Source organism: Chryseobacterium sp. JM1 (assembly GCF_000737715.1).
GTDB lineage: Bacteria > Bacteroidota > Bacteroidia > Flavobacteriales > Weeksellaceae > Chryseobacterium.
The window spans coordinates 227896-242740 of sequence record NZ_JPRN01000006.1; the positions used below are offsets into that span (position 1 = coordinate 227896).

The 14845-nt window shown below is 38.9% G+C and carries 15 protein-coding genes; 8 read left to right on the forward strand and 7 right to left on the reverse strand.

Annotated features, from left to right (window positions below; all coding sequences use genetic code 11):
- Positions 1-6 precede the first annotated feature (6 nt).
- The 8 genes from fabG (at position 7) to IW22_RS12825 (ending at position 9919) form a co-directional block, all read left to right on the forward strand.
- Positions 7-738 carry a 3-oxoacyl-ACP reductase FabG gene (gene fabG, locus IW22_RS12790; protein WP_034726992.1) on the forward strand — a complete coding sequence of 244 codons (732 nt, stop codon included), beginning with the start codon at positions 7-9 and terminating at the stop codon, positions 736-738.
- A 110-nt stretch (positions 739-848) separates the two neighbouring features.
- Complete coding sequence (locus IW22_RS12795) at positions 849-2069, forward strand: beta-ketoacyl-[acyl-carrier-protein] synthase family protein (RefSeq protein ID WP_034726993.1); 1221 nt, start codon at positions 849-851, stop codon at positions 2067-2069.
- Positions 2070-2073: 4 nt separating this feature from the next.
- Positions 2074-2328: an acyl carrier protein gene (locus tag IW22_RS12800; RefSeq protein ID WP_034727052.1), complete on the forward strand. Its 255-nt coding sequence runs from the start codon at positions 2074-2076 to the stop codon at positions 2326-2328.
- A gap of 125 nt (positions 2329-2453) precedes the next feature.
- Positions 2454-3338: a lipid A biosynthesis acyltransferase gene (locus tag IW22_RS12805; protein ID WP_034726994.1), complete on the forward strand. Its 885-nt coding sequence runs from the start codon at positions 2454-2456 to the stop codon at positions 3336-3338.
- Between the two features lie 156 nt (positions 3339-3494).
- Entirely contained in the window at positions 3495-5030 is a 1536-nt protein-coding gene (locus tag IW22_RS12810; RefSeq protein WP_034726995.1) for a phytoene desaturase family protein, read from the forward strand.
- Positions 5017-6699: an acyl-CoA--6-aminopenicillanic acid acyl-transferase gene (locus tag IW22_RS12815; RefSeq protein ID WP_034726996.1), complete on the forward strand. Its 1683-nt coding sequence runs from the start codon at positions 5017-5019 to the stop codon at positions 6697-6699. The genes IW22_RS12810 and IW22_RS12815 overlap by 14 nt, the downstream gene beginning before the upstream one ends.
- A complete protein-coding gene (locus IW22_RS12820; RefSeq protein ID WP_034726997.1) occupies positions 6696-7061 on the forward strand; it encodes a DUF1648 domain-containing protein in 366 nt (121 codons plus the stop codon). Before IW22_RS12815 ends, IW22_RS12820 begins: the two co-directional genes overlap by 4 nt.
- Positions 7062-7246: 185 nt before the next feature.
- A complete protein-coding gene (locus IW22_RS12825; protein WP_081873945.1) occupies positions 7247-9919 on the forward strand; it encodes a T9SS-dependent M36 family metallopeptidase in 2673 nt (890 codons plus the stop codon).
- A gap of 251 nt (positions 9920-10170) precedes the next feature.
- Here IW22_RS12825 and IW22_RS12830 read toward each other — a convergent pair whose 3' ends face one another.
- From IW22_RS12830 to IW22_RS12860, 7 genes are read right to left on the reverse strand one after another with little or no spacing between them, the layout of a single operon-like run.
- Positions 10171-11343 carry a DUF2062 domain-containing protein gene (locus IW22_RS12830; RefSeq protein ID WP_034726998.1) on the reverse strand — a complete coding sequence of 391 codons (1173 nt, stop codon included), beginning with the start codon at positions 11341-11343 and terminating at the stop codon, positions 10171-10173.
- Between the two features lie 4 nt (positions 11344-11347).
- Positions 11348-11824 (reverse strand): hypothetical protein, encoded by a 477-nt coding sequence (locus IW22_RS12835; RefSeq protein ID WP_034726999.1) that lies wholly within the window; start codon positions 11822-11824, stop codon positions 11348-11350.
- A 4-nt stretch (positions 11825-11828) separates the two neighbouring features.
- Complete coding sequence (locus tag IW22_RS12840) at positions 11829-12200, reverse strand: 3-hydroxyacyl-ACP dehydratase (RefSeq protein WP_081873946.1); 372 nt, start codon at positions 12198-12200, stop codon at positions 11829-11831.
- Positions 12201-12204: 4 nt separating this feature from the next.
- Complete coding sequence (locus tag IW22_RS23665) at positions 12205-12807, reverse strand: outer membrane beta-barrel protein (RefSeq protein WP_051891224.1); 603 nt, start codon at positions 12805-12807, stop codon at positions 12205-12207.
- 1 nt (position 12808) lies between these two features.
- On the reverse strand, positions 12809-13450 hold the full coding sequence (locus IW22_RS12850; RefSeq protein WP_034727000.1) for a hypothetical protein: 642 nt from the start codon (positions 13448-13450) through the stop codon (positions 12809-12811).
- The gene (locus IW22_RS12855) at positions 13416-14042 is read right to left on the reverse strand and encodes a LolA family protein (RefSeq protein ID WP_034727001.1); all 627 of its coding nucleotides are present in this window, start codon (positions 14040-14042) and stop codon (positions 13416-13418) included. Before IW22_RS12855 ends, IW22_RS12850 begins: the two co-directional genes overlap by 35 nt.
- Before the next feature lie 2 nt (positions 14043-14044).
- Entirely contained in the window at positions 14045-14791 is a 747-nt protein-coding gene (locus IW22_RS12860; protein WP_034727002.1) for a polysaccharide deacetylase family protein, read from the reverse strand.
- Positions 14792-14845: the final 54 nt, after the last annotated feature.

Sequence of the window (14845 nt, forward strand, 5' to 3'; positions counted from 1 at the left end):
TAAGACATGAAATGTGCAATCGTAACAGGCGGATCCAGAGGAATTGGAAGGGCAATCTGTCTAAAACTGGCAGAAGAAAAGAACTATCATATTTTAATTAATTATACTTCAAATGATACCGCAGCAAAGGAAACTTTAGCTAAAGTACAGGAATTGGGTGCTACAGGAGAGCTCCTTAAGTTTGATGTTGCCAATGCCGAAGAAAGCCTGAATGTTTTGACCCAATGGCAGGACAGCAATCCGGACGCCATCGTTGAGGTGATTGTGAACAACGCCGGGATTACAAGAGACGGATTATTCATGTGGATGCAGAGTGAAGACTGGAACAGTGTCATCAACACAAGTCTGAACGGCTTTTTCAACGTAACCAATTTCTTTATCCAGAAACTTCTCCGCAATAAATACGGAAGAATCATCAATATGGTTTCCGTTTCCGGAGTAAAAGGAACAGCGGGACAGACCAATTATTCTGCAGCAAAAGGAGCTTTGGTAGGTGCTACAAAAGCTTTGGCTCAGGAAGTGGCTAAAAGAAATATCACGGTAAATGCCGTCGCTCCGGGATTCATCAGAACAGATATGACCCAGGACTTCAATGAAGACGAACTTAAAGCGATGATTCCGGCCAACAGATTTGGAGAAGCGGAAGAAGTAGCGGATCTGGTTGCGTTTTTAGCGTCAAGAAAGGCGTCATACATTACCGGTGAAATCGTGAACATCAACGGAGGAATTTATTCTTAACAATAAAAATAATGTAACAATATAACAATGTATCAGTGTGACAATGGTGATGTGACCTCAATATAATTGTTACATTGTTAAACTGATACATTGTTAAATTAATAGAAAAAATGGAAAATAGGGTTGTAATTACCGGAATGGGAATTTATTCTTGCATCGGGACCTCTTTGGAAGAAGTCAAAGAATCCCTATATCAAGGAAAATCCGGTATTGCTTTAGTACAGGAAAGAAAAGAATTCGGATTCAGGTCTGGCCTTACTGGGGTAGTGCCGAAACCGGATCTTAAGAATCTTCTCAACAGACGCCAGCGTGTAAGCATGGGCGAGGAAAGTGAATATGCTTACCTTGCGACCAGCGATGCGCTAAAACAGGCAGGCATAGACCAGGATTTCCTGGACAGCCATGAAGTAGGAATTCTGTACGGAAACGACAGTGTTTCTCAGGCAGTCGTAGAATCTATCGATATTGCCAGAGAAAAGAAAGATACAACATTGATGGGATCGGGAGCGATTTTTAAATCAATGAATTCTACAGTAACGATGAACCTTTCAACGATTTTTAAGCTGAAAGGAATCAATCTTACCATCAGTGCAGCGTGTGCAAGCGGCTCGCATTCTTTGGGACTGGCGCATATGATGATCAGCAATGGTTTTCAGGATATGATTGTCTGCGGAGGAGCTCAGGAAACGAACAAATATTCAATGGCAAGCTTTGACGGACTGGGCGTTTTTTCCGTGAGAGAAGACGAACCTACCAAAGCATCAAGACCTTTTGATTCAGGAAGAGATGGACTGATCCCAAGCGGAGGAGCAGCCAGTCTTGTGGTGGAAAGTTTAGAATCTGCACAGCGAAGAGGGGCAACTATTCTTGCGGAAATCGTAGGATATGGTTTCTCATCAAACGGGGGGCATATTTCAACACCCAATGTGGATGGTCCGGCTTTAGCCATGCAAAGAGCGCTGAAACAATCAGGATTAAAAGTTGAAGATATCGACTATATCAACGCTCATGCGACCTCTACACCTATTGGGGATGCCAATGAAGCCAAAGCGATTCACGAGATCTTCGGAAGCGAGATTCCGGTAAGTTCTACCAAGTCTATGACCGGTCATGAATGCTGGATGGCAGGGGCAAGTGAAGTCGTTTACTCCATTCTGATGATGCAGAATGATTTCGTTGCACCAAACATCAATCTGGAAAACCCTGACGATGAGGCGAAAAAGATAAATTTGGTATCAAAAACGAAAACTCAAAAAATTGACGTATTTTTGTCGAATTCTTTCGGATTTGGGGGAACCAACTCTGCATTAATAGTTAAAAAATTTGATTAAAAACATGGAAAGGGAAAAAATTGTTGACATCGTTAATGATTTCTTAGTAAACGAATTTGAGGTAGACGGCGATGAGATCAGTAATGACGCCAACCTGAAAAAGACGCTTGGGCTGGATAGCCTGGACTATATCGACATGGTCGTAGTGATTGAATCTAATTTCGGAGTGAAATTAGGTGAGGCAGATTTTAAAAAAATGGTCACGTTTGATGATTTCTATACGACGATTGAGCAGAAGATTGCTGAAAAAAACGCATAAACTATCGATTGAACTTTACTCTTTAACAATATACCAATGTAATAGTGTAACAATGTACCAATGATGTAGAGATGCAGTAATAGCATTGTTACATTGGTACACTGTTATATTGATAAATTAGACTTATGAACAAGTGGAAAGGTAAATCTAAAGGAACCATACTGGGATATAAAATATTCGTCTGGTGTATTAGAAATATCGGGATCCGGAGTTCATATGTTGTGCTCTATTTCGTAGCGTCCTATTACTTTTTATTCTTAAAAAAGAGCAACCGCTACATTCTTTATTATTTTCAGAAAAGACTCGATTACGGATACTGGAAATCCAAAGCCTCTGTATTCAAAAGCTATTTTACTTTTGGTAAGGTTTTGATTGATAAAACCGCGATTTCTGCTGGTTTAAGAGAAAAATACACCTACGAATTCGATGGAATAGAAAATCTCAGAAACCTTTTGGCCGAAAAAAGAGGCGGAGTGCTTATCAGTGCCCACATCGGGAATTTTGAAATTGCAGAACATTTCTTTGCCGATATCGATTTCGACTGTCAGATCAACCTGGTGACTACAGATCAGGAAGTGACGGTGATCAAAGAATATCTCGAAAGCGTTGCCGTCAAACAGAGCAATATCAAATTCATCTACGTCAAAGAAGATATGTCGCATATTTTTGAGATCAATAAGGCTTTGTCAGATAACGAATTGATCTGTTTCACCGGAGACCGCTATTTCGAAGGCTCAAAATTTCTTGAAGCTGATTTATTGGGAAAAAGTGCTAAATTTCCTGCCGGTCCGTTCCTTATTGCTTCCCGTCTTGGTGTTCCCGTGGTCTATGTTTATGTGATGAAAGAAAAAAATCTTCATTACCACTTGTACGCAAGGGTTGCACAGAACATTAAAAACCGTGACTCTCAGGGACTTCTCAATTCTTACGTACAGAATCTGGAATCTATGATCAGAAAATATCCCCTTCAATGGTTCAATTATTTCGATTTTTGGGATGATATTGATTAATTTTTCTAATTTTATCCCTGAAAACTAATTAATAAACTCAAATCGTTAAATAAATTCGGGAATTGGATATTTGAACCTTTCATTTAGGTTTAAATATAATTTCTAAATCTCAGGATTTCTTAATTTTTGAAATAAAAACACACATCTTTTCTCCTTTTGAAAAAAGAATACGACATACTTGTAATCGGTAGCGGATTGGGAGGTCTTGTTTCGGCTCTAATTTTGGCGAAAGAAGGTCTGAAAGTCTGTGTCCTGGAGAAAAACAACCAGTATGGCGGAAATCTCCAGACTTTTTCGCGGGATAAGTTGATCTTCGATACCGGAGTCCATTACCTGGGAGGCCTTTCAGAAGGGCAGAATCTTCACCGGTTTTTCTCCTATCTTGAGATTATGGATGATCTCGAACTCCACAAGATGAATGAAGACGGCTATGACCGGATTTCGTTTGGTGAAGAAAGTATAGAATATCCTCATGCGCAGGGCTACGAAAACTTTGTTGAACAGCTTGCGTCCCATTTTCCCAACGAAAAACAAAACCTGGAAAGCTATTGTGATGAGATCCAGTATGTCTGCGCGCAGTTTCCACGGTATCAGGTCATAGGGAAAGACAGCTATAATGAAGAAATCCTTCACCTCAATACCAAAAGATTCATAGAGTCTGTGACTCAGGATAAAAAACTGCAGGCTGTATTGCTTGGTTCTAATTTTTTATATGGTGGTGACTCAGAAAATATACCGTTCTACGTTCATGCCCTTACGGTGAACTCCTACATTCAGAGTGCGTACAAATGTGTCAAAGGAGGAAGCCAGATTACTAAACTCCTGATTAAAAAACTTCGTCAATATGGAGCAGAAGTTCACAAACATTCCGAGGTTTCAGAGTTCATCTTTAATGAAAACAATGTTCTGTCCTCCGTAAAAACAAAGGAAGGAAAGGAATATGCAGCAAAAAAATTCATCTCAAACATAGAAATCCGCTCTGCGATGAAACTGATGGGAGAAGAACGATTGAGAAAATCCTTTTCCAACAGAGTGATGAGCTGGGAGCCTGTTTCCTCATGCTTCAGCGTCTATCTGGTTTTAAAACCGCATTCTTTCCCGAATTTTAATTACAATATCTACCACTATTCATCGGAAGAAATGGTTTGGAATGCATTCCGTTATCGCAAAGAAGGCTGGCCGGAAACCTATATGCTTTCCTCCACACAATCCAAACATCATCCTGATTATGCGGAAAGTCTTACAGCGATCTCTTATATGGATTTTGATGAGGTGAAATCCTGGGAGAGAACCATCAATACGGTGGCAGAAGAACATGAAAGAGGATTGAAATACGAAGAATTCAAACTTGAAAAAGCAGAGAAAATGATCTCAGCATTAGAAAAGAAAATTCCAAACTTAAGACATTCCATCAAAAGCATCTATACTTCATCGCCGCTGTCTTACAGGGACTATATCGGCAGTTTTGAAGGAAATATGTACGGATACATGAAAAATTCGGATAACCCGTTAAAAACAATGGTTTCGCCGCGTACCAAGACCGATAATCTGTTTCTTACCGGACAGTCTGTGAATATGCATGGAATTCTGGGCGTAACGATAGGCGCGTTCAATACCTGTGCAGAAATTCTGGGAAAAGAAACGATAGACGATCGTCTGAAACAAATGATCAACACTCATGAAAGTAAATAACAGGCTCGCTGCAGCATTCCGGGGAATTCAGTTTTTCCTGATTCTTTTCCTGATGTCGTGTGGCGTTTCAAAATCGGTTCATCATCTTCCGGATATCAGCAGATATGCTTTGGAAACCCCGAAAGTTAGTAAGATCAATGATTCTACGTTCAGTTTCAATCAGAATTATTTAACCAAAAATAAACAACAGCTGTGGGAACTTTATATCAAAGGAAATCCTTTACAGCTGGGCTATAACAACGGAGCTCTAACTCAAAATCTGATGCAGCAGCAGGAAGAGATCTTCTTTTCCAAAGTGGAAGGTTTTGTTCCTTCAAAGTTTAAACAAAAACTGCTTCGTGGCTTTTTAAAATGGTACAACAGAAAAATGTATCTGAATGTAAGGGAAGATTATCAGGCTGAATTGTACGGTTTAGCGCAGTATTCCTCAGATCAATACAATTTTATAGCACCCAAATACCTTCGGAACCTGTATCTTCATGGCGCTCACGATATTGGTCATGCCATGCAGGATTTGGCGATGGTAGGCTGTACTTCACTCGCGGTCTGGAATGAAAATACAGAAGACGGCGAGATGCTAATCGGAAGAAACTTTGATTTCTATGTAGGAGATGATTTTGCTAAAAATAAACTGATTGAATTTGTAGAACCGGATACCGGAATTCCATACATGTCCGTAAGCTGGCCGGGAATGATAGGCGTAGTTTCAGGGATGAATAAAGAAGGAATTACAGTAACCATCAATGCCGGAAAATCTAAGATTCCTCTGACTGCCAAGACTCCAATCTCTCTCGTAACGAGGGAAATTCTGCAGTATGCAAAAAATATTGACGAGGCCATTGCCATTGCAAAAAAAAGGAAAGTATTTGTCTCTGAATCCATTCTGGTGGGAAGTGCTCATGATAAAAATGCGGTGATTATCGAAGTTTCTCCTAAAAATTTTGGGGTCTACAAAGTTGAAAATACAAGCAAGGTTTTCTGTACCAATCATTTTCAGTCGGAAGCCTATAAAGACGATAAAAGAAATCAGAAACATATCATAGAAAGCCATTCCGAATATCGCTACGAAAAACTTCAGGAACTTCTTGAGGAAAAGAAAAAACTCAATCCTGAAAAAATGGCGGCTATTTTACGGGATAAATCCGGTTTAAAAGACCAGAAGATCGGCTACGGAAATGAAAAAGCCATCAATCAGCTGCTGGCTCACCATGCTGTTATATTTTCACCTGAAAAAAGACTGGTCTGGGTTTCTTCCAATCCATATCAGTTAGGAGAATTTGTTTGCTATGATCTCAATGAAATCTTTTCCGGAAAAAAAGCGGCAGAAAGTTTACAGGCAAAAACAATACTGAATATCGCCAGAGATCCATTTGCAGATTCTCAGGAATTTGAGAACTATGAAATGTATAAAATGATGGGCGAAGAGGTAAGTGCTGCGACAGACAGTAAAGATATAGTCCTGACAGACGATTTCATTCCCCATTATCTGTCTTTGAATCCTGATTTCTGGTTGGGTTATTACCAGTCAGGCCAATATTATTACCATAAAAAAGAGTTTGCCAATGCAAAAACAGCTTTTGAAAAAGCCCTGACAAAAGAAATTACCACAGTTCCGGACCGGAAAGATGTGGAAAAATATCTAAAGAAGACTTTAAAAAAAATAAAATGATCCCAAAACATATAAAACTGCTGTTCTGCATTCCTTTTATCATCATTATCGGCTACACAGCGTTCCTTCTTACCAGATACAGCGCGATTCCGGATATTATTCCGATTCATGGGTATGGAGGGAAAAATGACGGATTCGGAAGTAAGCTGTTTCTTTTTGCGCCTATCGTCTTAAATCTGATCATTTTGGGCTTTATCTGGATGATCATCAGAAAACCGGATAAAATCAAATTTACTTTTGAAGTGAAAGAAGAGGATAAGGAAAAAACCTATCAGCAATACCAATTGGTTTTAATCATTCTCGCCATATTTGTAACCTTGATTATGAGTCCGTTATCTTTTTCGGATGTTGTTTTTAAATAAATCGATCGCATCATTGCCATTCAATTTTAGACTGATGAATAAAGATTATTTATATCTAAAATGTGCTTTTTACTTGAAATAATAAATATTTTTTTAAGTTAATATGTGAATACTGTAACATTTTGTTATTTTTACTACTAACTAGGGAAGTAATTAAATCAATATTTCGTTAAAAAGTAAATCATATGAAAAGAATTCGACTAAGTGTTAAGTTTTTATTGCTTTGTTCTTTTTTTGGTTTTGGTGCATTATCTGCCCAAAAACATGAGCAGGTAATAAAAGATTATGTTAATTCTGAAAAGACATTTCAAAGAATAAATCCTGAACTGAAAGCATTTACCATCGTGAATGTGGATCCGTCAAAAAGTTTAAATGGAGAAATTGTAGGCATACAGCAGACCATAAATGGAGTTCCTGTTTTTGGAAGTTCAGCTAATGTTCTGATCAGAGAGGATAAAGTATTGAGTTTTGCAGATACTTTTCTTAAAACCTATCCTTCCATCGTCAAAGGAAAACAGAGCGCCCAAAAAGAAGCATTGGTAGTAAAGGCTGCCAAGCAGTTTGATGGACTGACTACTGCGAGAAACAGCGAAGGAAAAGAAGAGCCTATAAAAACCAAACTCGTCTATTTTGCAAAAGGAGGAGAACTAATCCTTGGATACCTGTTTAACGTAGAAGAGAAGGAAACAGGTAACCTTTGGACACTCGTGATCAGTACAGATGACGGTACCGTTTTATACCGTGAAAACCTTAACCTTTCATGTAATTTCCATGATGGTGATCATCAGCACCTTCCTACTGAATTGAATCAGACAGAGCTAAATGTTCAGCCTTCTGTACTTCCCGCTTACATAAAGCAGGAAAATAGCAGCCTTAACAGGAATTTTGTTCTGGCTCCGGACAATGCTTCTTATAATGTACTGCCTTTCCCTGTAGAAGCACCTTCTTTTGGGGCAAGAGCACTGCTGAATAATCCTTGGGATCTCACAGCTTCTCCGGAAGGATGGCATTCTGACGGAACCAATCATTATACCAATACCAGAGGAAATAATGCTTACGCATACACCGACGAAAATAATACCAATACGGTTCAGTTTTCTGCTGATGGTGGAGCTTCAAGAGCTTTTGACTTTCCAATGGATGTGACCCTGCCTCCTCAGAACTATACCTCTGCGGCAGTGACCAATTTATTTTATGTCAACAATAAAATGCATGACGTATTTTATAAACTTGGATTTACAGAAACAGCCAGAAACTTTCAAACCAATAACTTCGGTTTAGGGGGTACCGGAAATGATGCTGTTTTGGCTGAGGCCAGAGATGGCGGAGCTTATAATAATGCCAATTTCCAGTCACCTGCAGACGGATCTTTACCAAGAATGCAGATGTATTTATTTGAGCCGACGCAGATGCAGAATCTTTTTTACAATTCACCATCAATTTATACAGGAAGAGTACCCATCAGCAAAACGGCACAGTTTGGCCCGGCGCTTGAAGGAAACGCCCCTGTCACCGGAAACTTAGCCCTTTCTGTACCTGCAGACGCATGTACGGCTGTTGCAGCAGGTAGCTTAACGGGTAAAATAGCAGTAGTAACTGCGGCGACCTGCGGTTTTGCAGTGAAGACTAAAAACCTGCAGAATGCCGGAGCTATAGGAGTTGTACAATACCATCCAAACAGTGATACACCAATTGGTTTAGGAGGTACAGATGCTACAATTACGATCCCAACCATTATGATCGGAAAAACGGAAGGACAGTTTCTAACGGGTGAAATTACTAATGGGGCAACGATCAGTGCAACATTAAAATACGATAAATTAAATTACGTTTATAAAGACGGAAGCTTAGACAATGGTGTAATGGCACACGAATACGGACATGGAATCACCAACCGTATGACAGGTACCGGAAACAACTGTTTAAATTACGGGACTTCCAATGAGCAAATGGGAGAAGGATGGTCTGATTTCTTTGCTTTAATGCTGACCAACAAGCCTGGAGATAATGCTTCTGTTCCACGTGGAATGGCTACTTTTACAGCCAGCCAGACTACAGATGGGCCAGGAATAAGACCTGCAAAATATTCTCCTGATTTTGCCATTAATAATTATACCTACACAAGAACGAATGGGATGAAAGTTAATGACAATGTGAGACTTACAAATGGTTCCATAATTCCGGTTACCAGAGCAGATGTTCACAGTATAGGATTTGTATGGGCTACGATGCTTTGGGATCTTAACTGGAAATATGTTGAAAAATATGGCTATAACAGCAATGTACTGGCTAACCCTAACAGTGGCAGTGCAAAGGTACTGCAGTTGGTCGTTGATGCTCTAAAATTACAGCCATGTAACCCTAATTTTATACAGGGAAGAGATGCTATCTTAGCTGCTGATTTGGCGAAAACCAATGGAGCTGATAAATGTCTGATCTGGAAAGTGTTTGCTAAAAGAGGATTAGGTGTCAATGCCGCTCCAGGAGGACTGCTTGGAATATGGCAGAATTATAATCAGCCGGCTCCGGACCTGAGCGACCAGGTGGAAGATTTCACAGTTCCTGCTGAGTGTAACACATTGGCAGTGAATGAAGCTTCTGCTAATACCAAAGGAATATCTATCTATCCAAATCCGGTGAAAACTGAATTTACGATCAAAACCCCTTCAGGAATGGATCTTTCAGGAATCACTACGGTTTCAGTGTATGATTTTACAGGGAAATTGGTTTCTTCAGAAAAAATCAATCTTAATAAGCAGACTACAGTAAATGTTAATACTCTGCTGAACGGAGCTTATATGGTAACGATCAAGGGTAACGCCATTGATTACAGCCAGAAAATCATTGTTTCGAAATAAAAGTAGAATAATAACAATATAGAGAGAAAAGTCCTGGAGCTAAGCTTCGGGGCTTTTTTGTTGCGTGTTTGAGTGTATTTTTGTTGCTAGTTGCTAGTTGCTAGTTGCTAGTTGCTAGTTGCTAGTTGCTAGTTGCTAGTTGCTAGTTGCTAGTTGCTAGTTGCTAGTTGCTAGTGCTAGTCTTTAACCTTAATGCAAAAAGTCTTACGTCTGAATCTGACATCTTGGTTCTTGGCTCTTGATTCTTAAACCTACTCATTCTCCGGATTCAGTTTATTCAGGAAAAAAAATGTGGCAATGCCGCAGAGTGCAGACATAGATGTGGCCAGAATAGCACTTCCGATCACATATTGGAGGAGGTTGTTCTTGATCAGTTCGAAATTAAGTTCGCTGCTTAAAATATTACTGTCGCCGTGTACAAAAGGAGAACCTAAAAATAGAGAGGCTGCAATCACAAAGGGAATAAATGGCGGAAGGCTTACGTTGGATGCCACAAAAGCGAGAACTTTATTCAGTTTAAAAAGAACAGACAGTGAGATGACAAGAAGCGTATGGAATCCCCAGAAGGGAGAAAATCCTATAAATACGCCCAACGCAATAGAAAATGCTTTCGTACGGTTGCTGCCGTCACTTTCAAGGACATCTTCCTTGATGAATCTTTTAAAGCTTTTTTTTTTGAAATTATTCACGAAATTTCGCGGAATAATGTACAGAAGTGTGATCGTTACTAAAATCGTATTCAGAATGCTGATCCGAGTAAAATCTTTGAACGGTCTGAAATGAGAAACCCTTTCTGCAGGATCATACAAAACCTTGATGGGAACGTTTTTTACTGGAACATGCCTCCAGGCAGTCCTTACAATAATCTCGATCTCAAATTCAAATTTTGGAGTGAAATATTTCTTCGGAATTTTTAATAACGGATATAATCTGTAACCGGATTGCGTATCTTCCAGCTTGATTCCGGTTTCGAACCAGAACCAGAAATTAGAAAACCTGTTCCCAAAGCTGCTTTTCTTAGGAATTCCGTCCTGTGACATATTCCGGTTTCCGATCAGTAGAACATCATGTTTTTCCTGAAGTAAAGCTTCTACAAATACAGGAATATCATCCGGATAATGCTGCCCGTCTGAATCAATGGTGATGGCGTAATGATACCCCAGTTCTTTGGCTTTTCTGAAGCCTATTTTCAGTCCGTTTCCTTTGCCTTTGTTCTCAGGCAGGGAAATAATGGTTATTTGGGGATAATCAGTTAAAATCTGTGCAGTAGAGTCGGTAGAACCATCATTGACCGCAATAATGTTTTCGGTGTAGCCCAGAACACCGTCTATTACCCTTCTCAGGGTTTTTTCATTGTTGTAAGTAGGTATTAAAATGCAGATCTTTTTCTCAATCACTGCATTCTGTACTTCTTGAAGGGTCATTGTTTTATTTTATAGTGGCTCTTTCTGCCTCTGAAAAGGATTTAGACTGCATCGCAAACTTCTTCACATAGCTTTTCAGGGCTGCGTTCTGCTTGCTGTAATTATTGATCAGAAATGCCTTATCATCTTTGATACTGCCTCTGTACCCTACTATTTTAGGAATATTTTCCTGAACGCTGAGTCTGATCAGTCGCAGTTCTATATTATTCGGATTACTCTTGATAATGCTTTCAAGACTTGTTGCACCCGTTTTTACAAGTGCTTTTCTGTTCTTTTTAGCGATTTTGGCTTCCATAATCTGTGCAGCAGCTTTATAGCCTGTAGTTACGGCATCAGAACCGGATTGTTTTTCTGCAAGATTGATGAATGCTTCCGTATTGTCATTGGATTGGTTAGCCTTTGCATAGCTGTTTCTTAAAGACTCAAGATCAGTCTGGAAGAAAAAGATAAAAGCGGTTACGAGAGATAAGAGAAGTTTCATGATCTTATTTTTTATAGCTTACAGACATTTTCAATGCAATAGTCTCGCCAAAAGAAGTGATATTCTTTACTTTAACATCTTCTTCATTTTCAGTAATATCCAGCTGAAGTTTCAGATCCGGCGTTTCAAAAGGATTGATAATAGCCATGAACTTTACATTCGAGGCTGTTTTTAAAAATAATTTTGACCCGGTAAATTCTTCCGTCAGTTCTTTTACGATCTGCATCATACAAACTCCCGGCGTCACCGGATTACCCGGAAAATGGCCTTTAAAAATATCGTGATCTTTATTCAGATGAATGTTGGCCGTGAAACTTCCATGGTCTCCCTTTTCAAAAGATTCTAAAGTGTAAAAGTCTGTAAGAATGGTCTGCATACAATTATTTTTTCATGTTAAAGGTATAATAAACACCTGTTTGGAATGTCACATTCGTCTGGTCGCTCTTGATGTGTACAAAGCCTTTTTTAATTCGGGCTTCTACCCCAAAGTTTTTCGTAATGTCGTATCCTGCTCCAAAAAGCAGTCCTAAATCCGCATCAGTAGGGGATTCAATGTTTTTATGATCAGTAAGAAGTTCTAAAGTTGGTCCGAAATGAATATTGAATTTATCAAAATAAAATTTATTCACTACCGCTGCTCCCACATAAGAAACACTTACAGTCTTTGAGGCTACAGCAGGGTTCTGGCTTTCGTATTTCGCTCCCTGACGCGTATAGTAAACTTCCGGTTGAAGTGCATAGAATTTAGCAAATCGGATATTCGCTTGAAAACCAATATAAAAATCAATTTTCGACTTTATATCATAGGTGTTGCTTCCGTTATAATAATAATTTTGACTATCCACATAATACCAGTAGTCGTGAGCGGGACCATCAGAAAAATGGGCGATATTGGCCCCCACTCTGATTCCCGGATTGAAAGTTACCTGTGCAAAAGACAGGCTTGAAATGAATAGGACAGCTGATAGTAGAAATTTGTTCATGTTAATTCTGTTCGGTTTCAGTTATTTGAAATAGTTTTATATTGATCTTAAAGTCCTTGTGTTGCAGGTTTAAGCTATCCGCGAAGATATGTTTTTTTGCTGCAAAACTGAAATCGATTTTTTCCTTATTGTTTTTTGTGTAAATGATGTTCTTCAGCAGTCCGTCTTCCTTATTGAAAAACAGGTAGTAAGCCCTTTTGTCGGCTTTGGAAAGATAGATTTTAGAATGATCATTTTCAAAAGATTCACTCACCGGAAATTTCCTTTTAAGCAGCTCCCGGAAGTCGTTCTTTAAAAAATTAATCACAATCTTCTTATCCAGATCGGGAAGAACGTAATTCAATTTAAAATCATTCTCAGAAATCTCGAAATCAATTAATTTATTTCCAAAATCTGAAGTCATGGCCACGCGGTGAGTCGTTTCATTCAGTTTTTTAATGATCAGAATTCCGCTTACATGATTTTTGTAAATATCCATCTGGCATTTATACACATAATCTTCACCGGAAGAAAAATATAAATTTTCAACCGTTTTCTCAGCACTCTGAACCGGTTTTGCATCTGTCAGCTGGTAGCTTTTACACGAAACCAACAGCAGGAAAACCAGACTATAAACTAAACTCTGAAGCTGCAATCGCTGCATTGATCTTGGTATTTTTGAATACAATATTCGTCGTGTCTCCCGAGGCTTCCGTCATATTCACCTGTGAAACCGTTGACTGGTTTTTTGGAAAATGAAGTTCAATCTGTTTGATGTATTTCAACAGCTGGGCAGATTTCGGAGTGAATTTGGCCACATTGAAATTTCCGTTTTTATAATAGGACACGGTAAACTCAGGATCGCTGAACATTTTTCCGTTTGAACTTCCTACAATCAGTTTATTGATCTTCTCAAAAGTTTTACTCTTGGCATCTACAGACGATTTTTTCCCCTGATCATTGATGAAAATTTTACCTTCCTTAAAAACAATACTGTACTGATAAGGTTTTGTATATTTCCAGCTCAGCATATTCGGTGATTTCAAAGACATTTTTCCGTAGGTAACGATGCTTTTATCCAGAAAATCCATCTTTTTGGTCTGGGTAAAATCGCTCTGGAGGGTTTTGATCTCCTGGGTTTCAGAAGACACTTTCGCTACAAATGCTTTAGCTTCTGCGCCTGACATTGCGGTCATCTGGGCAGAAAAGAAACCTGAAATGAATATAAATGCTCCTAAAACAATATTTTTAATCATTTTTATTTGATTTTGTTAATTGAATCGACTGTAAACGTCGAATATTTTCTCTCCTTCAAAAATAACAATAAATCGACCAATACGTTGTACGTCTTTTCAGAGGTATCATGAAGAAGGATAATGCTTCCTTTCTTCAGGCCTTTGGTTACTTTTTTATAGATTTTCTTTTCATCTTCTGTAACCGTATCCAGTGAACGGACATTCCAGCCGATGCTTTTTTTATGAGTTCTTTTGATGGCCTTTGCGATGCTCGGATTCGTAACACCGAAAGGAGGTCGGTACCAATCAGTTTTAATCCGACCGGTTTTTAAGATGATTTCGTCACATTTTTCAATCTCCTCTGTCATTTTTGAGGCAGACAGAAATCCTGTATTGTTTGAATGGGAAAGCGTATGATTTCCGATGGTGTGGCCTTCGGCAATAATCCGCTGAAAAGTTTCCGGGTATTTTTCGATCTGTTTTCCGATACAGAAAAAAGTAGCTTTTACCTGATGTTCCTGAAGCAGATCTAAAAATTTGGGTGTAAATTCAGTCGGCCCGTCATCAAAAGTCAGGGCAACTTCATTGATTTTCGTTCTTTTATGGGTAATGCTGTTTACAAAATATCCCAGCGTAATATCAAATGATCCCCAAACCACGACGAAAGAAAAAGCCAGAAATCCAGCCAGATAAACCCAGATACTTCCATGAAACGCATAAATAAATACGTTGCAGAAAAGATAAAATAGAATAAATGGATAATGCTTCATCTTCCGGTATTTTGAGTTGTACTTATTTTGATCTCTGCATTCAGGAAACCTACC